Source organism: Xanthomonas nasturtii, assembly GCF_001660815.1.
Classification (GTDB): domain Bacteria; phylum Pseudomonadota; class Gammaproteobacteria; order Xanthomonadales; family Xanthomonadaceae; genus Xanthomonas; species Xanthomonas nasturtii.
The window spans coordinates 94,986-120,072 of sequence record NZ_LYMI01000012.1; the positions used below are offsets into that span (position 1 = coordinate 94,986).

At 67.4% G+C, this 25,087-nt stretch carries 22 protein-coding genes and 1 other RNA gene; 16 read left to right on the forward strand and 7 right to left on the reverse strand.

Translation table 11 applies throughout. From position 1 onward, the window contains the following. The first annotated feature begins 15 nt into the window (after positions 1–15). The 3 genes from kdpC to A7D16_RS06115 all read left to right on the forward strand — a co-directional run bounded on the left by kdpC (position 16) and on the right by A7D16_RS06115 (position 4,105). Positions 16–645 (forward strand): potassium-transporting ATPase subunit KdpC, encoded by a 630-nt coding sequence (gene kdpC / locus A7D16_RS06105; RefSeq protein ID WP_064630829.1) that lies wholly within the window; start codon positions 16–18, stop codon positions 643–645. A gap of 93 nt (positions 646–738) precedes the next feature. Further along, positions 739–3,399, forward strand: a complete 2,661-nt coding sequence (locus A7D16_RS06110) for a sensor histidine kinase (protein WP_064630831.1) — start codon at positions 739–741, stop codon at positions 3,397–3,399. Continuing rightward, positions 3,389–4,105, forward strand: a complete 717-nt coding sequence (locus A7D16_RS06115) for a response regulator (protein WP_064630833.1) — start codon at positions 3,389–3,391, stop codon at positions 4,103–4,105. The genes A7D16_RS06110 and A7D16_RS06115 overlap by 11 nt, the downstream gene beginning before the upstream one ends. A 195-nt stretch (positions 4,106–4,300) precedes the next feature. Here A7D16_RS06115 and A7D16_RS06120 read toward each other — a convergent pair whose 3' ends face one another. From A7D16_RS06120 to A7D16_RS06135, 4 genes are read right to left on the reverse strand one after another with little or no spacing between them, the layout of a single operon-like run. Next, positions 4,301–5,689: an FAD-binding oxidoreductase gene (locus A7D16_RS06120; RefSeq protein ID WP_064630835.1), complete on the reverse strand. Its 1,389-nt coding sequence runs from the start codon at positions 5,687–5,689 to the stop codon at positions 4,301–4,303. Beyond that, a complete protein-coding gene (locus A7D16_RS06125) occupies positions 5,686–6,225 on the reverse strand; it encodes a metal-dependent hydrolase (protein ID WP_064630958.1) in 540 nt (179 codons plus the stop codon). The genes A7D16_RS06120 and A7D16_RS06125 overlap by 4 nt, the downstream gene beginning before the upstream one ends. 41 nt (positions 6,226–6,266) lie before the next feature. After that, positions 6,267–6,635, reverse strand: coding sequence for a YraN family protein (locus A7D16_RS06130; RefSeq protein WP_064630837.1), 369 nt, complete (start codon positions 6,633–6,635; stop codon positions 6,267–6,269). A gap of 4 nt (positions 6,636–6,639) precedes the next feature. Then, complete coding sequence (locus A7D16_RS06135) at positions 6,640–8,370, reverse strand: penicillin-binding protein activator (protein WP_064630839.1); 1,731 nt, start codon at positions 8,368–8,370, stop codon at positions 6,640–6,642. An 82-nt stretch (positions 8,371–8,452) separates the two neighbouring features. Between A7D16_RS06135 and rsmI the strand changes: the two genes are divergently transcribed. Together rsmI and rnpB are read left to right on the forward strand one after the other, a co-directional pair. Beyond that, positions 8,453–9,274 (forward strand): 16S rRNA (cytidine(1402)-2'-O)-methyltransferase, encoded by an 822-nt coding sequence (gene rsmI, locus A7D16_RS06140; RefSeq protein ID WP_064630841.1) that lies wholly within the window; start codon positions 8,453–8,455, stop codon positions 9,272–9,274. 146 nt (positions 9,275–9,420) lie between these two features. Next, positions 9,421–9,847, forward strand: an RNA gene (gene rnpB, locus A7D16_RS06145) — RNase P RNA component class A. A gap of 368 nt (positions 9,848–10,215) precedes the next feature. Here rnpB and A7D16_RS06150 read toward each other — a convergent pair. From A7D16_RS06150 to A7D16_RS06160, 3 genes are read right to left on the reverse strand one after another with little or no spacing between them, the layout of a single operon-like run. After that, complete coding sequence (locus tag A7D16_RS06150) at positions 10,216–10,533, reverse strand: CcdB family protein (protein WP_064630843.1); 318 nt, start codon at positions 10,531–10,533, stop codon at positions 10,216–10,218. Further along, a complete protein-coding gene (locus A7D16_RS06155; RefSeq protein WP_047697619.1) occupies positions 10,530–10,781 on the reverse strand; it encodes a type II toxin-antitoxin system CcdA family antitoxin in 252 nt (83 codons plus the stop codon). The genes A7D16_RS06150 and A7D16_RS06155 overlap by 4 nt, the downstream gene beginning before the upstream one ends. 49 nt (positions 10,782–10,830) lie before the next feature. Continuing rightward, a complete protein-coding gene (locus A7D16_RS06160) occupies positions 10,831–11,598 on the reverse strand; it encodes an NRDE family protein (RefSeq protein ID WP_064630845.1) in 768 nt (255 codons plus the stop codon). 314 nt (positions 11,599–11,912) lie between these two features. Between A7D16_RS06160 and mraZ the strand changes: the two genes are divergently transcribed. The 11 genes from mraZ (at position 11,913) to A7D16_RS06215 (ending at position 25,055) form a co-directional block, all read left to right on the forward strand. Next, positions 11,913–12,368 carry a division/cell wall cluster transcriptional repressor MraZ gene (gene mraZ / locus A7D16_RS06165; RefSeq protein ID WP_016903087.1) on the forward strand — a complete coding sequence of 152 codons (456 nt, stop codon included), beginning with the start codon at positions 11,913–11,915 and terminating at the stop codon, positions 12,366–12,368. Between the two features lie 14 nt (positions 12,369–12,382). Next, entirely contained in the window at positions 12,383–13,471 is a 1,089-nt protein-coding gene (gene rsmH / locus A7D16_RS06170) for a 16S rRNA (cytosine(1402)-N(4))-methyltransferase RsmH (RefSeq protein ID WP_064630847.1), read from the forward strand. Continuing rightward, positions 13,468–13,731, forward strand: coding sequence for a cell division protein FtsL (gene ftsL / locus A7D16_RS06175; protein ID WP_005991913.1), 264 nt, complete (start codon positions 13,468–13,470; stop codon positions 13,729–13,731). The genes rsmH and ftsL overlap by 4 nt, the downstream gene beginning before the upstream one ends. Positions 13,732–13,870: 139 nt before the next feature. Beyond that, the gene (locus A7D16_RS06180; protein ID WP_064630849.1) at positions 13,871–15,739 is read left to right on the forward strand and encodes a peptidoglycan D,D-transpeptidase FtsI family protein; all 1,869 of its coding nucleotides are present in this window, start codon (positions 13,871–13,873) and stop codon (positions 15,737–15,739) included. Positions 15,740–15,747: 8 nt separating this feature from the next. Then, positions 15,748–17,223, forward strand: a complete 1,476-nt coding sequence (locus tag A7D16_RS06185; protein WP_064630960.1) for a UDP-N-acetylmuramoyl-L-alanyl-D-glutamate--2,6-diaminopimelate ligase — start codon at positions 15,748–15,750, stop codon at positions 17,221–17,223. Continuing rightward, a complete protein-coding gene (locus A7D16_RS06190; RefSeq protein ID WP_064630851.1) occupies positions 17,220–18,788 on the forward strand; it encodes a UDP-N-acetylmuramoyl-tripeptide--D-alanyl-D-alanine ligase in 1,569 nt (522 codons plus the stop codon). Before A7D16_RS06185 ends, A7D16_RS06190 begins: the two co-directional genes overlap by 4 nt. Continuing rightward, the gene (gene mraY / locus A7D16_RS06195; protein WP_064630853.1) at positions 18,778–19,863 is read left to right on the forward strand and encodes a phospho-N-acetylmuramoyl-pentapeptide-transferase; all 1,086 of its coding nucleotides are present in this window, start codon (positions 18,778–18,780) and stop codon (positions 19,861–19,863) included. Before A7D16_RS06190 ends, mraY begins: the two co-directional genes overlap by 11 nt. After that, positions 19,863–21,239, forward strand: a complete 1,377-nt coding sequence (gene ftsW / locus A7D16_RS06200) for a putative lipid II flippase FtsW (RefSeq protein WP_064630855.1) — start codon at positions 19,863–19,865, stop codon at positions 21,237–21,239. Before mraY ends, ftsW begins: the two co-directional genes overlap by 1 nt. Further along, on the forward strand, positions 21,236–22,573 hold the full coding sequence (gene murG, locus A7D16_RS06205) for an undecaprenyldiphospho-muramoylpentapeptide beta-N-acetylglucosaminyltransferase (protein ID WP_064630857.1): 1,338 nt from the start codon (positions 21,236–21,238) through the stop codon (positions 22,571–22,573). The genes ftsW and murG overlap by 4 nt, the downstream gene beginning before the upstream one ends. Continuing rightward, on the forward strand, positions 22,570–24,003 hold the full coding sequence (gene murC, locus A7D16_RS06210; protein ID WP_064630859.1) for a UDP-N-acetylmuramate--L-alanine ligase: 1,434 nt from the start codon (positions 22,570–22,572) through the stop codon (positions 24,001–24,003). The genes murG and murC overlap by 4 nt, the downstream gene beginning before the upstream one ends. Continuing rightward, complete coding sequence (locus A7D16_RS06215) at positions 24,000–25,055, forward strand: D-alanine--D-alanine ligase (RefSeq protein WP_239686950.1); 1,056 nt, start codon at positions 24,000–24,002, stop codon at positions 25,053–25,055. The genes murC and A7D16_RS06215 overlap by 4 nt, the downstream gene beginning before the upstream one ends. Positions 25,056–25,087 lie beyond the last annotated feature (32 nt).

Consider the following 25,087-nt stretch of genomic DNA (forward strand, 5'->3'; position numbering starts at 1 on the left):
TCCAGGAATCTGTCCATGTCTTCTTCCTTGCCGTTACGCGACGACGGCGCTCTGCGCGGTTCACTGATGCTCGCTGTGTTCATCCTGTTCGGGCTGGGCCTGGCCTACTCGCTGATCGCCACCGGCATCACCGGTGCGCTGTTTCCCGAGCAGGCGCACGGCTCGCTGCTGCGCGTCGATACGCGCGTGATCGGCTCGGCGCTGGTTGCCCAGCCGTTTGCCGATGCGCGCTATTTCCAGCCGCGTCCGTCGGCTGCCAAGTACGACCTCACTGCGGCGGCCGGCAGCAATCAGGCGCGTTCCAATCCTGATTTGCAGGCACGTATCGCTGCCACGCGTGCGCAAGTGGCCGCACGCGACGGCATCGCGCCGGAGACAGTGCCAGGCGAACTGCTGACCCAATCCGGCAGCGGTCTGGACCCGCACCTGAGCCCGGCCGGCGCGCAGGTGCAGATCCGCCGCGTGGCCGCCGCACGCGGCTGGCCCGAGCAGCGCGTTGCCGCACTGGTGCAGGCGGCGACCGAGGCGCCACAGTTCGGTTTGCTTGGGCTGCCGCGGGTGAATGTATTGGCCTTGAATCTGGCGTTGGATAAGGCCGGGACCGGGGACCCGGGACAGGGGACCCGGGAACAGCAACAGCAATAGCAGCAGTAATTCTGCGGCATTGCGCGGTAGGCTCTCCCGGGTCCCGGGTCCCGGGTCCCGATTTTCCCGTCCCTACTCCTAATCCCCACCCAGATGTCCGACGCCCGCACCCAGCAAGCCGACGCCTTGATCGGCGAATTACAGCGCGAACACGGCGGGCGCCTGACGGTGTTCCTGGGCGCAGCCCCCGGCGTTGGCAAGACCTACGCCATGTTGTCGCGGGCGCGCGAGCGCCTGCGCCAGGGCATGGACGTGGTGGCCGGCGTGATCGAAACGCACGGGCGCAGCGAAACCGCGGCGCTGCTGGAGGGCTTGCCGCTGCTGCCGCGCGCGCGGGTGAGCTACCGGGGCCGCCTGCTGGAAGAACTCGATCTGGATGCAGTGCTGGCGCGCAAGCCACGGTTGGTGTTGATCGACGAGCTGGCGCATCGCAACGTGCCGGGCAGCCGCCACGAGCGGCGCTGGCAGGACATCGTGGAATTGCTCGATGCCGGGATCGACGTCTACACCACGGTCAACATCCAGCACCTGGAAAGCCTCAACGACATCGTGCTGCGCATCACCGGCGTGCGCGTGTCCGAGACCGTGCCCGATGCGGTGTTCGACCGCCTGCGCGACATCGTGCTGGTGGACCTGCCGCCACGCGAACTGATCGAGCGCCTGCAACAAGGCAAGGTCTATCTGCCCGAGCAGGCCACGCAGGCGCTGCAGGCGTTTTTTTCGCCCTCCAACCTCACCGCATTGCGCGAGCTGGCGATGCAGACCGCCGCCGACCGTGTCGACAGCGATCTGCGCGACACCCAGGCCGCACGCGGCTTGCCCGGCACCGCGGCGTTGCGGCGCCGCGTGGTGGTGGCCATCGATGGGCGTGGCAGCTCGGAGTATCTGGTGCGGGTGGCGCGGCGCCTCTCAGAGCGACGCGATGCACCATGGACGGTGGTCACCGTGCAGACCCGCACCGTGACCGACGCGGCCTGGCAGCTGGAAATCGACCGCGCGTTCGCACTCACGCGCAGGCTCGGTGGCGACACCGCATTGCTGCACGGCGCCAACGTCGCCGATGCCCTGCTGGATTTCGCCGCGCAAAACGGCATCTCCACCCTGGTGCTGGGGCGCACCCGCGAACGCCCGCTGGCGCGCATGTTCAACCGCACCCTGACCCAGCAACTGCTGCAACGTGGCGCGCATTACGAACTGGTCATCGTCAGCTCTGCCGATGCGCGCGCACGTGCGCGGCAGCGCTGGCGCAACCCGCGCCAATGGCTGCAGCGGTATGACCTGGCGTTCGCCGCAATCGCTGCTGCGGGCGCGGTGGCGGTGGCGTGGTTGCTGCAACGCTGGACCGACATCGACGACCTGTCGATGGTGTTCATCGTGGCAGTGGTGCTGGTGGCGTCGCGCACGCGCATGGCGGCCGCCGTGATCGCCGCGCTGCTGAGTTTTGTCGCCTACAACTTCTTCTTCATCGAACCGCGCTTCACCTTGCACATCAGCGCGCGCCAGGGCGTGGTGACGGTGTGCCTGTTCCTGATCGCCGCGCTGGTCGCCGGCCGGCTGGCCTCGCGCCTGCGCAGCCAGGTGCTGGCCTTGCGCGCGGCCAATGCGCACGCCAACGCCTTGCAGGCGCTGGCCCGCCAGCTCAGCACCGCCGCCGATCTGGGCCAGGTGCTCGAAGCCGGCCGGCGCGCCCTGGCCACCGCCCTGGATGCCGAGGTCTGGCTGCGCCTGGAACAGCGCGAAAGCGAGGCACCCACCAGCTTCGGTGCGCTCGATCGCAGCGCGGCGGACTGGACCCAACGCCATGGCCAACCGGCCGGCCGCTTCACCGACACCCTGGCTGGCGCGCAGTGGTGGTGCCTGCCGGTGCGCCACGAGCGGGGCACCCTGGGCGTGGCCGCGCTGCGCTTTCGGCAGACCATGCAGCGGCCTGGCCTGGAACAACGCCGCCTGGCCGAAGCGATGGTGGAAGACATCGGGCAGGCCGCGTTGCGCACGCGTCTGGTTGCCGATCTGGAAGGCGCGCGCGTCAGCGGCGAAACCGAGCGCTTGCGCTCGGCCTTGCTGTCGTCGGTCTCGCACGATCTACGCTCGCCGCTGGCCTCGATGATCGGCTCGGCCAGCAGCCTGGCCAGCTACGGCGATGCGATGGATGGGCAGGATCGCCACAGCCTGCTCGACACCATCCAGCGCGAAGGCGAGCGGCTGGATCGCTATATCCAGAACCTGCTCGACATGACCCGGCTCGGCCACACCGGGCTCACCTTGAATCGCGACTGGATCGGTGTGGACGAGTTGATCGGCTCGGCCACCCGCCGCCTGCAGCGCTACCAGCCGGAGGTACGCCTGCAACTGGATCTGGCAGCCGAGCTGCCGGCGATCTGGGTCCACCCGGCGCTGGTCGAACAGGCCATCTTCAACGTGCTGGAGAATGCGGCGAAATTTTCGCCACCCGGTGCGGCAGTCACCGTGCACGCGCGCCTGCAGGCCGGCGCCTTGCAGATCGATATCGGCGACCAGGGCCCGGGCATTCCCGAAGACGAGCGTGCGCGCATCTTCGACATGTTCTACAGCGTGGAGCGCGGCGACCGCGGGCGCAACGGCACCGGGCTGGGCCTTGCCATCTGCCAGGGCATGATCGGCGCGCATGGCGGCAGCGTGGCGGCATTGGCCGGCGCACATGGTCACGGCACCACCATTCGCATTACGCTGCCGTTGCTCGTTCCCGCCGCGCCACCTCGCCCCGATGCCGACTGACCTCACTGCCATCCCGCCCGCCCGCGTGCTGATCGTCGACGACGAGCCGCAGATCCGCCGTTTTCTCGACATCAGCCTGCGTGCACAGGGCTACCGCGTGCTGCAGGCCGGCACCGCCGAAGAAGGCCTGGCCACGCTGGCCGGGCAGGGCGCCGAACTGGTGGTGCTGGACATCGGCCTGCCCGATCGCGACGGGCACGAGGTGCTGCGCGAAATCCGCCAGTGGTCCAACGTGCCGGTGATCATGCTCACCGTGCGCGCCGGCGAAACCGAAAAGGTCGCCGCGCTCGATGCCGGCGCCAACGATTACGTGACCAAACCGTTCGGTGTGCAGGAACTGATGGCGCGCATCCGCTCCTTGCTGCGCCAGGCCGGTGCCGGCAGCACGCTGGAAGAAAGCGTGTTCGACGATGGCCGCCTGCATATCCATCTGGGCCTGCGCGAAGTCACGTTGGCAGGCGAGCCCGTGCCGCTGAGTCGCAAGGAATACGCCTTGCTCGCACTGCTGCTCAAACATGCCGGCCGTGTGGTCACTCAACCGCAGCTGCTACGCGAAGTATGGGGACCCACCCACGAAGAAGACACCCATTACCTGCGCATTCTGGTCGGCAAACTGCGCCAGAAACTGCAAGACGATGCCGCCGACCCGCATTACATCGTGACCGAGCCCGGTGTGGGGTTGCGCTTTATCGGGGTGACGCGCTGAGCGCAGGTGCGCTGCCATCCGTGCAGCGCCACGCTGTTGCAAGAAGCATGGGGGCGTCTTTCCCGGTGCCTGTCACTGCGAGTGAGTGGATGCGAGCGGCGCGTCGATAGCGGCATCATCGCAGACGCCATGTGCATCGCGAGCGCACAGCTCCGCGCTTGCCCGTACGCACTGCAGTGTCGCAGGCGCGCAACCTCACTCCACCGGCGGCAGCACCTTGCCCGGATTCAAGATCCCATCCGGGTCCAGCGCGGCCTTGATCGCGCGCATCGCTGCCAGCGTGGGTGCGCTGAACGCCTGCGTCATGAAATCGCGCTTGGCCACGCCGATGCCGTGTTCGCCGGAGAGCGTGCCTTCCAGCGACAGCACCAGCGCGAACAGCCGTGGCAATGCCGCGTGCGCGCGCGCGTCTTCGTCGGCATCGGCCGGGTCGTACATGATGTTGACGTGCAGGTTGCCGTTGCCTGCGTGGCCGAAGGCGACGATGGGCAGCGCGAATTCCGCAGCAAGCGCTTCCACGCCGGCCACCAACGCGGGAATGCGCGACACCGGCACCACCACGTCTTCGTTGATCTTGCCGGGCTTGATCGTGCGTAGTGCGGGCGACAGCGCGCGGCGCGCAGCCCACAATTTGTCGCGCGCGCTGCCGTCGGCGGCGATGTCCAGACTCAGCACGCCCTCGCCATTGGCGGCATCGTGCAGTGCCTGCAAGGCGTAGGGCAGGGTGTCGTGATCGCCGTCGGCTTCGACCAGCAACATCGCGCCCGCTTCGGGCACGTCGCTGCCATTGCGGCGTAGCAGTGCAATGGCACTGGCATCCATGAATTCCAGCATGGTCGGCGTGGTCGGCTGCGCCATGATGCGCGACACCGCGGCCGCAGCGCTGGACGCATCGCGGTACAACGCGCGCACCCCGGCTTGCGCGACTGCACGCGGGGTCAGCTTCAAGGTCGCTTCGACGATGATCGCCAGGGTGCCTTCGCTGCCCACCAGCAGATGCGTGAGGTCGTAGCCGGTGGAATTCTTGGTGTATGCGCCGCCGCAGCGGATCACCTCGCCGGTGCCGGTCACCGCCACCAGGCCAAGCACGTTGTCGCGGGTGGCGCCGTACTTGACTGCACGCGGGCCGCCGGCGTTGGTGGATAGATTGCCGCCAACGCTACAGATCTCTGCACTGGACGGATCCGGTGGCCAGAACAAACCATGCGGCTGCAACGCCTGTTGCAGGTCGCCATTGAGCACGCCGGGCTGCACCACCGCGCAGCGGTCTTCCGGACGCAGCGCCATAATGCGATTCATGCGCGCCATCGACACCACCACGCCGCCGGAAAACGGCACTGCCGCGCCGGTGGTGCCGGTGCCGGCGCCGCGCGCCACGATCGGCACGCCGTGCGCGCGGCAGGCCTGTACGATCGCCACCACATCCTCGGTATCGCGCGGCAGGGCGACGGCGGCGGGCAATGCCCAGCGGCGCGAATCGTCTTCGCCATAGCGGCGGCGCGCATCGTCGCCGGTCAACCAGCCCTCGGCGCCGAGGCGCTTGGCCAGCAGCTCGGCCAGTGCAGCGGGAAGTACGTCGGTCATCGCATCTGATCCTGTGGTGTCGTGCGCTGGATGCATCTCCAGCCCAGCACGGCGACGGTGAGCGGCAGCCAGACCCAGCGCAGCTCGGAAAGCAGCGTGTCCAGGCCGCGCGCGTTGAAAAAGCCGCTGGCGAACGGCGACACGCGAATGGGCCGCCACGGTGCGAACCAGCGTGCCTGGTCCCACGGCCAGCCCAGTGCCACACCCAGGCCGCCGGAGGTCAGCGCATCCAGCAGCGGATGCGATGCGGCGCAGACGAACAAGAACACAGCCGCCTGCACGGCATCGGCACGCAACAGGCGATGCGCCGCGCCACCGAGCAACGCCATCGCTGCGGCGAACAACAGCGAGTGGCTGGCACCGCGATGGCCGAACGCGTCGGCATACGGGATGTGCAACGCAAAGGCCGCCACGTCGGCGTCGGGCAGCATCGCCGCCAGCACACCGGCAGCCAGCAGGCATGGCGACATGCGGCCGCGTTCACTGGCGCACCAGAGCGCCAGCGGCACCGCAGCGTGGGTCATGATAGTCGGCATCGAACGTCGGTAATGGCGTGGGTAGCGAGCGTCGGGCGTGGTCAGCAATCGTCGGCGCGGAACGCGTCGCGGATCCAGTGCAATACCGGCGGTTCGCCGCTGGCGTCGACCACATCGAAGCGGCACGGCAGCGCTGCCAGCGCGGGGTGATGGACAAGAAACAATTGCGCGGCCAACACCAGCTTGCGGCGCTTGCGCACATCCACCGATGCCGCGCCGCCGCCGAAGCGGTCGTCGCGCCGGTAGCGCACTTCCACAAACACCAGCGATTGCCCGTCGCGCATCACCAGATCGAGTTCGCCGCCGCGGTAGTTGGCGTTACGCACCACCAGCCGCAGACCGGCCTGCTCCAGCATGACGCGTGCGGCCGCTTCCACTGCCGCACCGCGCTGCTGACGCGCCGCCGGCATGGCCTCAGCGGCCGTCGGCGATCGGCACCGGGCGGCCACCGTTGAAGGTGGACCAGGCCGGAGTGCGCAGCACGTTGCCGAAGCCGTCCAGATGCAAGGTGCCGGTGGCGCCACGCAGGCCGCCATCGGTGCCGGTGGCAAGTTTTTCCAGGTATGCGCTGATCTTCCAGGCGTCGTAGCCGAACGCGAACAGGCGGGCGGCCGGGCCGCGTGCGCTGGGCAGTGTGCTGGCCACCTGGCTGGCCGCCGGCAGGCCGGACACGCCCAGCGCGGTCCAGGTTTCGCTCGGGTAGACGATGCCGTCCAGTGCCAGGTCGTCTTCGATCTTGCCGGTGCCGGCCACCAGCTGCGAGGTGCCCACGCGCGACTTGCCGGCAAATCCGCTCAATGCCAGCTGCGGGGCCAACGCCCGCGCGGTGTTTCCGCGCACAGCCAGGAACACCGCATCGGCGGTGCCGTAATTGCGCAGCTGCGCGCCGATGTCGCCCGGCGTATCGGCCACGCTGATGCTGCCGGCCACCGTGCCGCCGCGTTCGCTGAAGCGGTCGCGGAAGGCCTTGATGGTGCGCTTGCCGCTGTCGTCGCTGGTGCCGACGATCAGCACGTTGCGGCGCTCGCGCGAGAGCAGGTATTCGGCGGCCATGATGCCGTCGTCTTCCGGTGCCAGCGAGAAGCCCGCGCTGCCGGTGGGCGGTGCCTTGTTGTCGGTGGGGCGGTTGAGCGCCAGCACCGGCACCGCCAGTTGGCCGCGTGCGAACAGGGCGCTCACTTCATCGCGCCCCAGCGGGCCGACCACGTAGTCCACCCCGGCGCTCACCGCTTTGTCGTAAGCGGCATTGGCACCGGCCGCAGTGCCGGCGGTGTCGAAGAACTGCACTTCCGGGCGGCGGCGGGTCTCGGCGTAATAGCCGGCCAGCAGGCCGTCACGCACCGGTGCGGAGGCGGTGGCCAGGTTGCCGGTGAGCGGCAACAGCACGCCCAGCTTGACCGGCGGGCGGTAGCCATCGCGCTCGGCCGGCGGACGCTTGCTGGTGTCGAAGCCCCACTGCGCATCGCGCTCGAACGCGTGCGGCAACCCCAGCCCACGGCTGATCAGCGCGCGCCCGGCGAAGTTGTACAGCGGGTCGCCGGCCGGCAGTGCGGCGGTACGGCCCTTGAGCGTGGCATCGTCCAGCGCGGCCAGCAGACGCACGATGGCGCGCTGGTTCTCGCTGCGCGGCGTGCCGGTCAGGCTGGCATCGGCGCGCGCGCGATCGGCGGCGGCGGCGAACAGGTCGCCGGTGGTTTCCAGCGCGGCGGCGCGGGCCACCAGCCAGCGCGTCTGCAGCGGCTGGGTCAGCCCCTGCGGGCTGTCGCCCAGCGCCTCCAATGCCTGCGCGCCCTGCCTGTCGAGCACCGCCAACTCGCCGGTGAGCAGCCCGAAGCGGGCGCGGTCTTCGCCGCTGAGGTGGCGTGCATTGACCTGCGCCAGCAGCGTGCGTGCGCGTGCATCATCGCCGGCGTCGTGCCAACCGAACGCAGATGCGGCCAGCAAGCGGCTGCGCTGTGCACCACTGGCACTGGCGGCCTCGGCTTCCAGTTGCTGCGCCGCCTCGCGCGGCTTGCCCTGGTCCAGCAACGCCAGCGCCGCGCTTTGCGTGGGCGAGGCGGTCTGGGTGACGCTGCTGGTGGCGCAACCGGCCGCCAGCATCACCAGCAGCGACAGGGCGGAGATCCTTGCAACACGCTTGTTCATTTCAGATCCATTGGACAGGGGCCGCCAGGGCGGTCCGTTGAAAACCGCTACGATTCTACCCTTTGCCCCCGGAAGACCGCTGATGATGTCCCCTGGAACCCTGCACGTGGTCGCCACGCCGATCGGCAACCTGGCCGACCTGTCGCCGCGCGCGCAGGAGGTGTTGCGTGGCGTGGCCGCGATCTGCGCCGAAGACACCCGCCACACCCGCCAATTGCTCAGCCATTTCGGTATCGACCGCCCGCTGCTGGCCCTGCACGACCACAACGAAGAAGCCATGTCCGAACGTATCGTGGCGCGCCTGGGCGAAGGCGAATCGCTGGCCATCGTCAGCGATGCCGGCACCCCGCTGGTCAGCGACCCCGGTTTCAAGCTGGTGCGCGCCGCCCGTGCCGCCGGCATCAAGGTCAGCCCGGTGCCGGGCGCCTGCGCGGCGATCGCCGCGTTGAGCGTGGCCGGCCTGCCCAGCGACCGCTTCGGCTTCGAAGGATTTCTGCCGGCCAAGAGCGCCGCGCGCCGCGAGCGCCTGGCGCACTTGGCCGGCGAGACCCGCACCCTGGTGTTCTACGAGTCGTCCCACCGCATCGTCGACTCGCTGGCCGACCTGCGTTTCGCCTTCGGCGACGACCGCCCGGCGGTGATCGCCCGCGAGCTGACCAAGCTGTTTGAAACCGTGCTCGACGGCAGCCTGGCCGAACTGCAGGCCAGGGTCGAAGCCGACGACAACCAGCGCAAGGGCGAGTTCGTCGTGATGGTGCAAGGCGCCGCCGACGCTGCCGACGGCCAGCTCGCCGAAGGCCGCCGCGTCTACGCCAAACTCGCCGAACACCTGCCGCCGTCCACTGCCGCCAAGCTGGCCGCCGAACTCACCGGCGCGCCGCGCAAGGCGTTGTATGGCGGCTAGGGTTGCCGTCGCAGGCGCAGGTTTGCGTGCGGCCGGGATGTCTCGGTAAGGCCTCTTCGCGCCCAGGTGCGTTCCTGGCGGCGATGGCGGGGCTGGCAACGCAGCGCCGTCGTGCAAGGTGGCGATAGCGTATAGTGCGCCCCGGCGGAGTCGGCCAGACAGTCGCGTCACTCGCAAGAGTGCCGAGGAAAGTCCGGGCTCCATAGGGCAAGGTGCCAGGTAACGCCTGGGCGGCGCAAGCCGACGGAAAGTGCAACAGAAAGATACCGCCTACGTCCCTCGTCACCCCTCTGCCGCTACTGGAACGTGCCAGCGATGCATCGCATCGCCAAGTGCGCCCGGAGGCTGCAGAGGGGTGGCGAGGGGCCGGTAAGGGTGAAATGGTGCGGTAAGAGCGCACCGCGAGTCCGGTAACGGACCGGCACGGCAAACCCCACCTGGAGCAAGACCAAATAGGGATCCATTGGCGTGGCCCGCGCTGGATCCGGGTAGGTTGCTTGAGCGCTGCGGTGACGTAGCGCCTAGACGAATGACTGTCCACGACAGAACCCGGCTTACCGGCCGGCTCCGCCACCTTCGTTCGGGCGTTCGCCCTTCTCGAAGGCGCCCACGCTTCGTACCGCCGCAGGCGGTACAAAACGCGGGTCCCGCTCCGGGTATGCCATATCCCCCGCGGCTGTCGCCGCGCCCCCTTGACTCAAGGGGGCTTGCAGATAGGTGGTTGGCTGGGGCGCTGCGCACTAAGTGATCAACTCCCTTCCACCGCTTGCTGCGGTAGGTGCCCGAAGGGCGGATGGGGGCGAGCTTTTCGCTCTGGCGTCATGGCGGTAAATCGGGCGTCAAGCGCTGGGATGCTGGACCAGCCGATGCTTCAGCGTGCGCAACCTGCCGCGATCTGCGTCATGGGCGTCTCGCTCACGCTGCAGTTGCCAGCGCGCTACCTAACCAAACGAGCGGGTGAACAGCTCGTCCAGGGCGTCGACGATGCGTTGCCCTTCGTCCCTCAACGAACCCGCCGGGTGGGTGAGTACCGAGAGCGGTACCGAGGTCATTTCCAGTGGTTGCAGCACGACGCGCTGGCCGGCGACGACGAATTCGGGGGTGAAGCGGGAGGGGGTCGGGGAGTGCGCGGAGGCGATGACCAACGGTACGACGACGCGGCGGGGGGAGGCATCGAAGATTTTCGATTGGACGACCACAACATAAGGAATGTTCTTGTTGCGTCCGACGTTGGCGTAGATATCGAACTGGTCGGTCACAGGGTGGAGAACTCGTCGGCGAAGGCGCCGTGCGCGTCGGTGAAGGCCTTCCATTCGCTTGCGGCGCGTTGCAACTCCATCGCCCGGGCGCTGTGGCTGTCGCGCTCCTTCGTCACGTACTCGGCCAGCAGTTCCTCCACCTTTGCCGACAGGTTGCCGGTCATGGCGCGGGCCTGGGCGGCCAGGTCGGCATTGATGGTCAGGTTGAGGGGTTTTTTTGGTGCGGAGCTATCGTAATAACGGCTCATGACGGGCCTCCTGCGCTTATGCGCACGCTATGCGCATGATTCTGGGCTGTCAATGCGTGGCAGCGATGTCCAGCCGGGTCTCGCCCTGGAAATTCCCGTTCGGGCCGAAGCGGCGCTCGTGGATGAAGCCATGGCCGTGATGGTCCACCGCCACGATGGTGCTGGCGCGGGTGCCGTAGCTGGCGCCGCTGATAAATGCGGCCGAGAGCAGGCGCTCGGTGGGCAGGTCCACGCCGGTGTGGGGAAGGGCGTCGTCGGGGGCGATGGCCGGGTTGCCCAGCGCAGCCCAGAGCGGCTGCAGGTTTTCATCGCCGTCGGCGCACCAGTGGCGCAGCACCTCGGTCAGGGCGGCGGTTTTGGGCCACTGGGCGTCTAGCGGCCCGTTGGACATGCCGTGGATGCCTGCCGCCAGCTGCCGCGCCAGTGGCGGGTGATTGCTGAGGTGCTCGCAACGGTCGGCGTCGCATAGCAATAGGTTAAACGGTGGGAACGCGTGGGCGGCGCCGGAAAGTAGGTCGGCATACGCGGTAGCGCCCAGGCTGCCGGACAGATAGTCGGCAATCAGATGCCCGCGTGAGCGCCCCGAGGCAGTGGCGAGCGGGTCGCGCACATTGGTCACCACCGCAACGCGGCCGTCGCAGCCCAGGCCCACCCAACTGCCTCCGGAGCGCAAATCGCGGCCCGCCAGCACGTTGTCGGCCGGTGCCGCCCAGTGCGCCAGTGCTGCGGTGGGGCGTTCGTGGAATTCATCGCGGTTGCCGGCCAGCAGCAGGCGCCAGCGCGGGTGGGTTTTCCAGGCAAGGGCGACCAGGCACATGCCCGCGATTGTCGCCCGTTTGCGCAGTGGCCGGGTGTAGCTGGCGCAACGTGAAGTGAGACAGTAGTCGAGTTTACATGGCCTTCACACCCCTGAATTTTTGTTCAATCTCAAAATCTGAGACGAAACAGCAACTTGTGGATAACCTTTGAACAAGTCTCTAAAGAGTGCTGCAACTCATTGATGCGATTGGCGATTTGTAGCCTGCAAAGTTGTTGACAACCTTTGACGCGCTGCTAAGGTGGGCAACGGAGGGAAAACCAGGTGTTTTGTGGTTTTTCGTGGTTCAATGATCCCCCAGCGGGTATTCGAGGTTGTATTCGGTGTTTCAGGGCGAGACTGCCATCACGGTGGACGACAAGGGGCGTATGGCGGTGCCAACCGCGTACCGCGACCTGGTCACGCGCGTGAGCGGCAATCGCCTGGTGCTCACCTACAACCCGTTCGAAGCCGGATGCCTGTGGCTGTATGCGGAAAAGGAGTGGGAGCGGGTGCGTGACGATGTGATGTCCAAGCCCAATACCCAGCGCGTGGTCCGCACGCTGCAGCAGAAACTGGTGGGTTCTTCCGCGGTGCTGGAGCTGGACGCCAACGGGCGTCTGAGCATCCCGGCCAGCCACCGCAATGCGGTCGGCATCGAGAAGAAGGCCGTGCTGCTGGGCATGGGCGACAAATTCGAACTCTGGAGCGAGCAGGCACATCGCGCACTGATCCAGCAGACATTGTCTGACGGGGATCTGGGCGATGAATTGCTCGATCTCAGGTTGTGAGCCGGGGTGCCCGGATGCGCGGTGAAGCGCAGCCCGGTCACCCGGTGTCGCAGCCACCGGCGGCCCATGTGCCGGTGCTGTACAGGCCGGTTCTGGATGGCCTGCAGGTGACCGAAAACGGAACCTATCTCGACGGCACGTTTGGGCGTGGCGGACACGCACGTGGCGTGCTGGAACATCTTGGCCCGGGAGGTCGACTGCTGGTGATGGACAAGGACCCCGAAGCGATCGCGGTGGCCGAACAGGCGTTCGGTGGCGATGCGCGCGTGTCCATCCATCGCGGCAGTTTCGCCGGCCTTGGCCAGGTGGTCGCCGCTGCGACCGTCGACGGCATTCTGCTGGATCTGGGTGTGTCTTCGCCGCAGCTGGATGTGGCCGGGCGCGGTTTCAGTTTCGGCAAGGACGGCCCGCTGGACATGCGCATGGACCCGGACAGTGGCCAGAGTGCAGCCGACTGGCTGGCGCATGCCAGCGACCGCGAGATCGCCGATGTGCTGTGGACCTATGGCGAAGAACGCCAGAGCCGCCGCATCGCGCGCGCCATCGTGGCGCGCCGCGCCGAACAGCCGCTGCTGCGCACCGCGCAGCTGGCCGACCTGATCGCCTCGGTGATGCCGCGCGGCGACAGCAAGACCCATCCGGCCACGCGCAGCTTCCAGGCGATCCGCATCTACATCAACCGCGAGCTGGACGATCTGGAAGCTGGCCTGGACGCTGCCCTGGCCGCGCTCAAGCCCGGCGGCCGGCTGGCGGTGATCAGCTTCCACTCGCTGGAAGACCGCATCGTCAAACAATTCATGGCCCGCTACGCCAAGGCCCCGCCGAGCAACCGCCGCCTGCCCGAAGCGCAGCCGTTCGTGCCGACGCTGCAGTTGGTGAGCGGCGCGATCAAGGCCGACGTCGACGAGCTGACTGTCAATCCACGTGCGCGCAGTGCGGTGTTGCGGGTGGCTGAGAGGGTGGCGGGACCGGGGACCCGGGACCTGGGACCCGGAAAGAGCGACAGCGACAGCCAGGATCCGTCGGGCACCGGCCTTGGTTCTTCCCGGGTCCCGGGCCCCGGGTCCCTGGTCCCGAGCGCACTCCAAAGGAGCGCGCCATGAGCCGCCTGCTGCTTATCGTGCTGCTGGCCTGCAGCATCGCCTCGGCGATCGGTGTGGTGTACATGCGCCACATGCATCGCAAGCTGTTCGTGCAGTTGTCCAAGCTCGAACACACGCGCGATGAATTGAATATCGAATTCGGCCGGCTGCAGCTGGAGCAGGCCACCTGGGCGGAAAGCAACCGGGTCGATCAGGTCGCGCGTGCGCGCATCGGGATGAAGTTCCCGGAGACCAACGACATCGTGGTGGTGCGCCCATGACGCAGCGGCAGGACAGCCGTTTTGCACGGCGCAGCCGCCCGCAGGGTGGCGCACACATAAGTACGCCCATGACAAAACGGCAGGACAGCCGTTTTGCACGGCGTAGCCGCCCGCAGGGTGGCGCACACGGAGGTGCGCCATGAAAGCCGGCCGCAACCGCGCGCGCAGCAACTTCAACCTCCGTGGCCGCCTGACGCTGGTCGGCATCGCGCTGGGCCTGTGCTCGGTGACGCTGATCGGCCGCGCGGCGTTCGTGCAGCTGGTCAACCGCGATTTCTACCAGCGCCAGGGCGAGGCGCGCTACCTGCGCGAACTGCCGATCGCCACCTCGCGCGGCATGATCACCGACCGCAACGGCGAGCCGCTTGCCGTGTCCACGCCGGTGGAATCGATCTGGGTCAATCCGCAGGAACTGTTGCGCAACCCGGACCGCATCCCCGAGCTGGCCAAGGCGCTCGGCCAGCCGCTGGACGAGTTGAACGCCAAGCTGGCGCAGAAGGCCGGCAAGGAATTCATGTACCTGCAGCGCCGGATCAACCCGGACAAGGCGCATGCCATTGTCGATCTGAAGATTCCCGGCGTGTTCTCGCAGCGCGAGTTCCGGCGCTTCTATCCGCAAGGCGAGGCGATGGCCCACGTGCTGGGCTTCACCAATATCGACGACCGCGGCCAGGAAGGCCTGGAGCTGGCGTTCGACGAATGGCTGCGTGGCAAGCCCGGCTCCAAGAAAGTGGTGCGCGATGCGCGCGGCGCGATCGTGGAGAGCGTGGATCTGGTGCGTCCGGCGCAGCCGGGCAAGGACCTGACGCTGAGCATCGATCGCCGCATCCAGTTCCTGGCCTACAAGGAGCTGCGCAACGCGCTGGTCGAAAACAATGCGGCCGGCGGGTCGATGGTGGTGATGGACGTGGCCACCGGCGAAGTGCTGGCGATGGTCAACCTGCCCACCTACAACCCCAATTCGGTCACCGGCATCAATCCGTCGGCGCGCCGCAACCGCGCGGTCACCGATCTGGTCGAGCCGGGTTCGACGATGAAGCCGCTGACCGTGGCCACCGCATTGACGGCCGGCGTGGTGACCAAGGACACCATCATCGACACCAACCCCGGCTACATGGCCGTGGGCCGCTTCACCATCCGCGATGTGCCGCGCAACAACGGCGTGCTCAACGTCACCGGCGTGATCACCCGCAGCTCCAACATCGGTGCGGCCAAGATCGCGGCCAAGGTGCCGGATCAGACGTTCTATCAGTCGATCCGCAACTTCGGTTACGGCAGCGCGCCGCATAGCGGTTTTCCCGGCGAATCGTCGGGCGTGGTGCTGCAGCCGGCGCGCTGGAGCGGCCCGTCCAAGACCACGATGTCGTACGGCTATGGCCTGTCGGTGACGCCGCTGCAGATCGCGCAGGCCTACGCCACGCTGGGCAACGGCGGCAAGCTGACCCCGCCGACCTTCGTGCGCGGCCAGCACAACGAAACCCGCCAGGTGGTCACGCCGGAAGTGGCGCGCCAGGTCATCGACATGATGGAAACCGTGGTCACCCAGGGCGGCGCCAAGGGCGCGGCGATTCTGGGCTATCACGTGGCCGGCAAGACCGGTACCGCACGCAAGAACGGCGCCAACGGCTACGAGCGCGGGCATTACAACGCGCTGTTTGCCGGCCTGGTGCCGGCCACGCGCCCGCGCTTTGCCACGGTGATCGTGATCAACGATCCGCAGGGCAAGGTGTATTACGGCGGCCTGGTGTCGGCGCCGGTGTTCCATAAGGTGATGGAAGGCGCGCTGCGGTTGATGGACGTGCCGCCGGACGACATTCAGTCGTGGCTGGCCGCACAGGCCGCCGGCAAGACCGGTCAGCCGGTGGTCAAGCCGCAGCCGGCCGACCTGGATCCGGCACTGGTGCCGGACCCCGTGGACGAAGTGTCTGCCGGCATTCCGACCGCACTGGCACCTGCGCCGTCCGCCGCGCCGGCGCAGCCTGCACCGGTGCAGGAGAGCCGCCAGTGAGCCGCAGCATGGCGCTTTCGCAGCTATTGCCCGACGTGACGCTGACGCACGACGTGCAGGTGTCCGGCCTGGTGATGGACAGCCGTGCGGCACGCCCGGGCGATGCGTTCGTGGCGATTGCAGGCTTCGGTGCGCACGGTCTGGGCTTTGTCGAACAGGCACGCGCCAACGGTGCGGTGGCGGTGTTGTTCGAGCCGCCGGCGCCCGACGGTCTGCCGGTGCCGGCCGATGCGATTGCCGTGCCTGGGTTGCGTGCGCGTCTGGGCGGCATGGCCGATGCATTTCATGGCCGGCCGTCGCAGGCCATGCGCATGGTTGGCGTCACCGGCACCAACGGCAAGACTTCCACCGTGCAGCTGCTGGCGCAGGCGTTGACGTTGCTCGGCACGCCCACCGGCACGCTCGGCACCCTGGGTGTCGGCCTGTACGGCACGGCCGTGCCAACCGGATTCACCACGCCGCTGGTGCTGCCCACGCATGCGTTGCTGGCGCAGTTGCGCGATGATGGCGCGCAGGCGGTGGCCATGGAAGTCAGCTCCCACGCGCTCGATCAGGGCCGCGTGGACGCGGTGCATTTCGATGTGGCGGTCTTCACCAATCTCACCCGCGACCATCTCGATTACCACGGCGACATGGCGCAGTACGGCGCCGCCAAGGCCAGGCTGTTCACCCGCGCCGGGTTGAAAGCGGCGGTGGTGAATCTGGACGATGACTTCGGCCGCACGCTGCTGGCCTCGCTCGACCCCGCGCTGCGCGCGATCGGCGTGAGTTCGCGCGCGCAGGCGAACGCCAGCGTGCGCGCACAGGCATTGCAGCTGGACCATCACGGCATCAACTTCGCGCTGAACATCGCCGGCGAAGTGCATCCGGTGCATTCGCCGTTGCTGGGCCGCTTCAACGTGGACAACCTGCTGGCCGTGGCCGGCGTGTTGTGGGCGATGGACATTGCGCCTGCGCAGATTGCGATTGTGTTGGGCCAGTTGCAGCCGATCCATGGCCGCATGAATCGGCTCGGCGGTGCGCATGGCGCTCCGCTGGTGGTTGTCGATTACGCGCATACGCCCGACGCGCTGGAACAGGCATTGGCTAGCCTGCGTTCGCATGCGCAGGACCGCCTGATCTGCGTGTTCGGCTGCGGCGGCGAACGCGACACCGGCAAGCGCCCGCAGATGGCGGCAATTGCAGAACTCAACGCCGACGTGGCGATCGTCACCGACGACAACCCGCGTGGCGAAGATGGCGATGCGATCGTGGCCGACATCCTGCGCGGCTTCGCGCGCCCGGATGCGGCCATCGTGCAGCGCGATCGCGCCGCCGCGATCCATCAGGCCATCGGTATGGCCAGTGCGTCCGATATCGTGTTGATCGCCGGCAAGGGCCACGAGCCATACCAGGAAGTGGCCGGCGTGCGGCATGTCTTCGACGATGCCACCGTCGCTGCGCAGGCCCTGTTGCCGCGCACCGTGCTGGGGGTGCGCGCATGAAGCTCACTCCACTGTCGCTGATCGCCCATTGGGCCGGCGGCGAACTGCATGGCGAGGACGCCATGATCGATGCGGTCGGCAACGACACCCGCACGCTCGCCAACGGCAGCCTGTATGTGGCGCTGCGCGGCGAGCGTTTCGATGGACACGACTTTGCCGCAGACGCGGTGGCACAGGGCGCCAGCGGCTTGCTGGTGGAGCGCGTTCTGCCGGCGCTGAGCGTGCCGCAGGTGCTGGTGGACAACACCGAACTGGCCTTGGCGCGCATCGCCGCCGGCATGCAGCGCGACCGCGCCACCCGCGTGGTTGCGCTGACCGGTTCCAACGGCAAGACCAGCGTCAAGGCGCTGCTGTTGTCGATCCTGACCGAAGCCGGGCGCGTGGACGGCACCACCGTGTACGCCACGCCGGGCAACCGCAACAACGAAATCGGCCTGCCGCTGGCGGTGATCGCTGCGCCGGACGATGCGGATATTGCGATCTACGAAATGGGCGCCGGCAAGCCGGGCGATATCGCCTACCTCACCGATATCGCGCGTCCGCATGTCGCATTGGTCAACAATATCGCCCCCGCCCATCTGGAGCGCCTGGGCAGCCTGCTCGGCGTGGCGCAGACCAAGGGCGCGATCTATACCGCACTGCCGGCCGATGGCGTGGCAGTGATCAATGCCGACGATGCCTTCGGCGCCTGGTTCGAGCAGCAGCTGCATGCGCAAGCGGTGCAGGGGCGTCGCGTGTTGCGTTATGGCTTGCAGGCCAGTGCCGAGATCCGCGCACATCAGCTGCGGCTGCATGCCGATGGCGCCCGGTTCACCCTGGTGACCCCGCAGGGCCAGGCGCAGATTGCGCTGCCATTGCCGGGCCGCCACAACGTACTCAACGCATTGGCCGCCACCGGTCTGGCGTTGGGCGCCGGCATCGCATTGCCGATCATCGCCGCAGGCCTGGCGCAAGCGCATCCGGTGGCCGGCCGGCAGGTCGCGCATCGTTTGCCTGGCGGCGCGGTGCTGATCGACGACAGTTACAACGCCAACCCCGGCTCGCTGGATGCCGCCATCGATGCATTGGCCGCCGCGCCGGGCGATGGCTGGCTGGTGCTGGGCGACATGCGCGAACTCGGCCATGAGGGCGCTGCACTGCACGCCGCTGCCGGCCGGCGCGCGCGCGCTGCCAAGCTGCAGCGTCTATACGCATTGGGCGAGCTCAGCGCCGCCGCCGCGCAGGCGTTTGGCGAGGGCGGCCGGGTGTTTGCCACGCATGCGCAGCTGGTCGAGGCGTTGCGGGCGGATCTGGGTCAGGCCGGGAACGGGGACGGTGTAACCGGGACCGGGGACCGGGGACCGGGGACCGGGAGAAAGCAACAGCAAGTATTAGGAAATATGCAGGGAAATGGTTTGATTCACGATCAACAATCGCAGTCCGCGCCCGCTCTTGCGGGTCCCCGGTCCCCGGCCACCGGTTCCGGCGCCATCACGCTGCTGGTGAAGGGGTCGCGCGGCAGCGCCATGGATCGCATCGTCACCGCGTTGCTCGCACCGGCGGAGGATGCCTCCCATGCTGCTTGAGTTGGCCCGCTGGCTGCAGCAACTGGAGAGCCTGTTCGGGCTGTTCAACTATCTGACCTTTCGCGGCATCCTGGCGGCGTTGACCTCGTTGTTCCTGTCGTTGTGGATGGGCCCTGCGGTGATCCGCAAGCTGGCCCAGTTCAAGGGTGGCCAGCCGATTCGTCAGGACGGCCCGCAGACGCATTTCTCCAAGGCCGGCACGCCGACCATGGGCGGCTCGCTGATCCTGCTTACCGTCACCTTGTCGGTGCTGCTGTGGGGCGATCTGCGCAACCGTTACGTCTGGTTGGTGCTGGCGGTGATGCTCTGCTTCGGTGCGATCGGCTGGTACGACGACTGGATCAAGATCGTGCGCCGCGACCCCAATGGCCTGAAATCGCGCTGGAAATACCTGCTGCAGTCGATCTTCGGCCTGGCCGCCGGCCTGTTCCTTTACTACACCGCCGACGTGCCGGCCGCGATCACCTTCTACATTCCGATGTTCAAGTCGATCGCGCTGCCGTTGGCCGGCGTGAGCTTCGTGGTGATTGCCTACTTCTGGATCGTCGGCTTCTCCAACGCGGTGAACCTCACCGACGGCCTGGACGGCCTGGCGATCATGCCGACCGTGCTGGTGGCCTGCGCGCTGGGTGTCTTTGCCTATGCCTCGGGCAACGTGGTGTTTGCCGAATACCTGAAAATCCCGCTGATTCCAGGCGCTGGCGAGCTGATCATCATCTGCTCGGCGATCGCCGGTGCAGGGCTGGGCTTTCTGTGGTTCAACACCTATCCGGCCATGGTGTTCATGGGCGACATCGGCGCGCTGTCGCTGGGCGCGGTACTCGGCACCATCGCGGTGATCGTGCGCCAGGAAATGGTGCTGGTGATCATGGGCGGCGTGTTCGTGATCGAAACCCTGTCGGTGATAATCCAGGTGGCCAGCTTCAAGCTGACCGGCAAGCGCGTGTTCCGCATGGCGCCGATCCATCACCACTTCGAACTCAAGGGTTGGCCGGAGCCGCGCGTGATCGTGCGCTTCTGGATCATTTCGGTGGTGCTGGTGCTGATCGGCCTTGCCACGTTGAAGGTGCGCTGATGAACGACATGTCCCGCCAGGCCACACGACTGGACGCCATCGGCGGCCGCTACGACCCGTGGTTGCTCGGTGCGGCAGCCACGCTCGCCTCGCTGGGCGTGGTGATGGTGGCCTCCAGCTCGATCGAATTGTCGGATAACCCGTTCTATTACCTGACCCGTCACCTGCTGTTCCTGGGCATCGGCATCGGGCTGGCGTTCTGGGCGATGCGCACCGAACTCAAGACCATCGAGCAATACAACCAGGTGTTGCTGCTGGCCTGCTTCGGCCTGCTGATGGTGGTGTTCGTGCCGGGGCTGGGCAGCAGCGTCAACGGCGCCAAGCGCTGGATCAACCTGGGCGTGTCGAAATTCCAGACCGTCGAAGCGGTCAAGGTGCTCTACATCGTGTGGCTGTCCAGCTATCTGGTGCGCTTCCGCGACGAGGTCAACGCAACCTGGCCGGCGATGCTCAAGCCGCTGGGTGTGGCGATCGCGCTGGTTGCGCTGTTGCTGATGCAGCCGGACTTCGGCTCGTCCACGCTGCTGCTGGCGATCACTGCCGGCATGCTGGTGCTGGGCGGGGTGAACCTGCCGCGCATGTCGATGCCGATCGTGTTCGGCCTGCCGGTGTTCGCCTTTATCGCAATCCTGGAGCCGTACCGCCTGCGTCGTATCACCTCGTTCCTGGATCCGTGGGCCGATCAGCTCGGCTCCGGTTATCAGCTGTCGAATGCGTTGATGGCGGTCGGCCGCGGCCAGTGGACCGGTGCGGGGCTGGGTGCCTCGGTGCAGAAGCTCAACTATTTGCCTGAAGCGCATACCGACTTCATCTTTTCGGTGATCGCCGAAGAGCTGGGCTTTGTCGGCGTCTGCGGTGTGATCTCGCTGTATGCGCTGCTGGTCGGCCGTGCGTTCTGGCTGGGCATGCGCTGCGTGGAAATGAAGCGTCACTTCTCCGGCTACATCGCCTTTGGCATCGGCTTGTGGATCAGCCTGCAAAGCTTCGTGTCGGTGGGTGTGAACCTGGGCATCCTGCCGACCAAGGGCCTGACCCTGCCGCTGATTTCCTCCGGTGGTTCGTCGGTGTTGATGACCTGCGTGGCGATGGGCTTGCTGCTGCGCGTGTCCTACGAAATGGATCGCGCCGAGCGGTTGCGCAGCAAGTTGTCGCCGCAGGGTGCAGGCGCGCCAGCGGCTGAGCCGGCCGAGCCGGTTGCCGAATCGGTGCAGCCGGCGTATGCGCCAGCACGCAAGCCGCAGCGCGAGACCGCTGCAGCCGCGCCGATCGCCGCCGCGCCGGTTGCTGCCGCATCCGTGGCACCGGCATCGGCGATTTTGCGCGGCACCAGCCGCATGCAGCCGCGTGTGGAACCGACGTTCGGGAAGATCGCATGAGTGTCTATGCGAACTCTTCGCAGAAGTCCGCACAGCCGAATGCGGGAATTCAACCGGTGATGATTCTGGCTGGCGGCACCGGCGGGCACATTTTCCCGGGACTGGCCGTGGCCAAGGTATTGCGCGCGCGCGGCGTGCCGGTGACCTGGCTGGGCGCCGATGGCGCAATGGAAACCCGTCTGGTGCCGCAGCACGACATCCAGATCGACACGCTGGCCATCAGCGGCCTGCGCGGCAAAGGCCTGGTGAAGTTGCTGGGTGCACCGGTGCGCGTAATGCGCGCGGTGCGCGCCGCCGGCTTCGTGCTGCGCAAGCGTCAGCCGCGTGCGGTAATCAGCTTCGGCGGCTTTGCGGCGGGCCCGGGCGGTCTGGCTGCGCGCCTGCTTGGCGTGCCGTTGCTGGTGCACGAACAGAACCGCGCGCCGGGCATGACCAACAAGGTGTTGTCGCGTTTCGCGCGCCGCGTGCTGACCGGTTTTCCGGGGAGCTTCGTCGGCGAAGAGGCGGTGGGCAACCCGGTGCGTGCCGACATTGCTGCGCTGCCTGCGCCGGCTGCACGTCTGGTTGGCCGCGATGGTCCGGTGCGCCTGCTGGTACTTGGCGGCAGCCAGGGCGCACGGGCATTGAATCAGGCGGTGCCGGCGGCGCTGGCTGCACTCGGTCGCCCGGATGTCGAGATTCGCCATCAGTGCGGCGAAAAGCTGCGCGCCGAAGCCGAGGCCTCATATGCACAGGCCAGCGTCAATGCCAGTGTCGAACCCTTTATCGCCGACATGGCCGCAGCCTACGCCTGGGCCGATCTGGTCGTGTGCCGCGCCGGTGCCTCCACACTGGCCGAACTGTGCGCCGCCGGCATCGGCAGCGTGCTGGTGCCGTTTGCCGCTGCGGTGGACGACCATCAAACCCGCAATGCCGAATACCTGGTCGGTGCCGATGCCGCCGTGCTGCTCAAGCAGGACGACAGCCTGGCGGTGCGTTTGCAGCAGGTCTTGCAGACCCTGCTCAACGACCCACCCCGTCGCCTGTCGATGGCCAACGCCGCGCGCACCCTGGCCAAGCCGGATGCTGCCGAGCGGATTGCCGACATTGTGTTGCACGAAGCCGGGACCGGGGACCGGGGACCGGGGACCCGTGGCAAGCACGATCAACGGCATGGAAGTACCGAGACCCGCGATCCGCAATGCGGGGGGCGTGAAGAACAGAATCAACAGCAGACAGGTATGCACGCAGATAATCATCACGGGCAGGCGCAACGCGCTGCCGCCGCTTCGCTCTTCCCGGGTTCTGGGTCCCCGGTCCCCGGTCCCGCTACCTCCACAGGAGGTGCCGCGTGATCCGCCGTCTGCAGGACAGCGGCGATCTGGTGCGCGCATTTCCGCGCGTGCATTTCGTCGGCATCGGCGGCACCGGCATGAGCGGTATAGCCGAAGTGATGCTGACGCTGGGCTATGAAGTCTCCGGCTCCGATAACGCGGATAACGCGGCGACGCGGCGGCTGGCCAAGCTGGGGGCGCGCGTGATGCGCGGCCACTCGGCTGCCAACGTGCTCGGCACCGATTGTGTGGTGGTGTCCAGCGCCATCCGCGAAGACAACCCCGAGCTGATGGAAGCGCGTAGCCAGCGCATCCCGATCATGCCGCGTGCAGCGATGCTGGCCGAGTTGATGCGCTTCCGCCGCGGTATCGCTGTGGCCGGCACGCACGGCAAGACCACCACCACCAGCCTGGCGGCGGCCGTGCTGAGCGAAGGCGGGCTGGATCCCACCTTCGTCATCGGTGGCCAGCTGCTGGCGGCCGGCGCCAACGCAAAGCTCGGCGGCGGCCAATGGCTGGTCGCCGAAGCCGATGAGAGCGACGGCAGCTTCCTGCGCCTGAATCCGTTGATGGCGGTGATCACCAACATCGATTCGGATCACCTGGAAAACTACGGCAACGACTTTGCCCGCGTGCAGGCGGCGTTTGCCGAATTCCTGCAGCGCCTGCCGTTCTACGGCCTGGCGTTGCTATGCATCGACGACCCGGAAGTGGCGGCACTGGCCGGCAAGACGCCGCGCCATGTGATGAGCTACGGCATGAGCGAAAACGCCGACGTGCGCGCCGAAGATGTGGTGCAGGACGGCCCGCGCATGCGCTTCACGCTGCGCCTGCCCGAAGGCACCACCACGCCGGTGACGCTCGCACTGCCGGGTCGTCACAACGTGCTCAACGCCCTGGCCGCTGCCGCAATCGGCTGGCAGCTGGGCGTGGCACCGGAAACCATTGCGCGCGCGCTGGAGAACTTCGCCGGCATCGGCCGTCGCTTCAACGATCTGGGCGAAGTCACCACCAGCACCGGCGCACGTGTGCGCGTGGTCGACGATTACGGCCATCACCCGCGCGAGCTGGAAGCCGTGTTCGCTGCAGCGCGTGGCGGCTGGCCGGACAAGCGCCTGGTCGTCGCCTTCCAGCCGCACCGCTACAGCCGCACCCGTGATCAGTTCGACGCCTTCGCCGCCGTGCTCAGCACCGTCGACGCGCTGGTGTTGAGCGAGGTCTACCCGGCCGGCGAAGCGCCGATTCCCGGTGCCGACTCGCGCGCACTGGCACGCGCCATCCGTGCGCGTGGCCGCAGCGAGCCGGTGGTCGTCGGTCAGATTGCCGGCCTGGCTGAAGTGTTGCCCGACGTGCTGCAGGACGGCGACCTGCTGTTGATGATGGGCGCCGGCGATATCGGCTATGTGGCTCAGCACATCATCAACAATGGATTTGTTGAGGGTGAGGCATGAGCGCGCCCTCTATCGGGACCCGGGACCCGGGACCCGGGACTGGAGAACAGCAGGTCGGGCAGTCCGTCGTCTCTGCCGTTCCGGGTCCCCGGTCCCCGATCCCCGATCCCGGCATTCAACGCACCACCGATCCGGCAACCTTTGGCCGCGTTGCGGTGCTGCTCGGTGGCACCTCATCCGAGCGCGAAGTCTCGTTGAACTCCGGCAGCAACGTGCTCGAAGCGCTGCGCGCACGCGGTGTCGATGCACAGCCGGTCGATGGCATTCCGGCGTTGGCCAAGGGCTTGGTCGCAAAACAATTCGATCGCGTCTTCAACGTGCTGCACGGCCATAACGGCGGCGGCGAAGACGGCATCGTGCAGGGCCTGATGGAAGCGTTCGGCGTGCCGTACACCGGCTCGGACGTGCTCGGCTCGGCGTTGAGCATGGACAAGATCCGCACCAAGCAGGTGTGGCTGTCGCTGGGCCTGAGTACGCCGCGCTACGCGCGTCTGGCCGCCGGCGCCAGCGCCGACGACATCCATGCCGCTGCCAAGCAGATTGGCTTGCCGGTCATCGTCAAGCCGGCCAATGAAGGCTCCAGCGTCGGCGTCAGCCGCGTGTTCGACCAGGCACAGCTGGAAGAAGCGGTGACCCTGGCTGCCCGCTACGACGGTGCGCTGTTGATGGAGCAATTGATCGAAGGCGATGAACTGACCGTTGCCGTGCTCGGTGACACCGCATTGCCGTCGATCCGCATCGTGCCCAAGGGCCAGTGGTACGACTACAACGCCAAGTACGTGGCAGACGACACCCAATACCTATGCCCGGGTCTGGAAGGCGATGCCGAAGCGCAGATCCGCCAGCTCGCGCTGGACGCCTTCCGCGCTGCCGGCTGCCGCGGCTGGGGCCGCGTGGACGTGATGCGCGATGGCAGCAGCGGCCAGCTGTATCTGCTTGAAGTGAACACCGCTCCCGGCATGACCAGCCACTCGCTGGTGCCCAAGGCTGCACGCCAGCTCGGCATCGAGTTCGAAGAACTGGTCTGGCAAGTACTGGAGCAGACGCTGTGACGCAGGGACAGAGGACCGGGGACCAGGGGCCC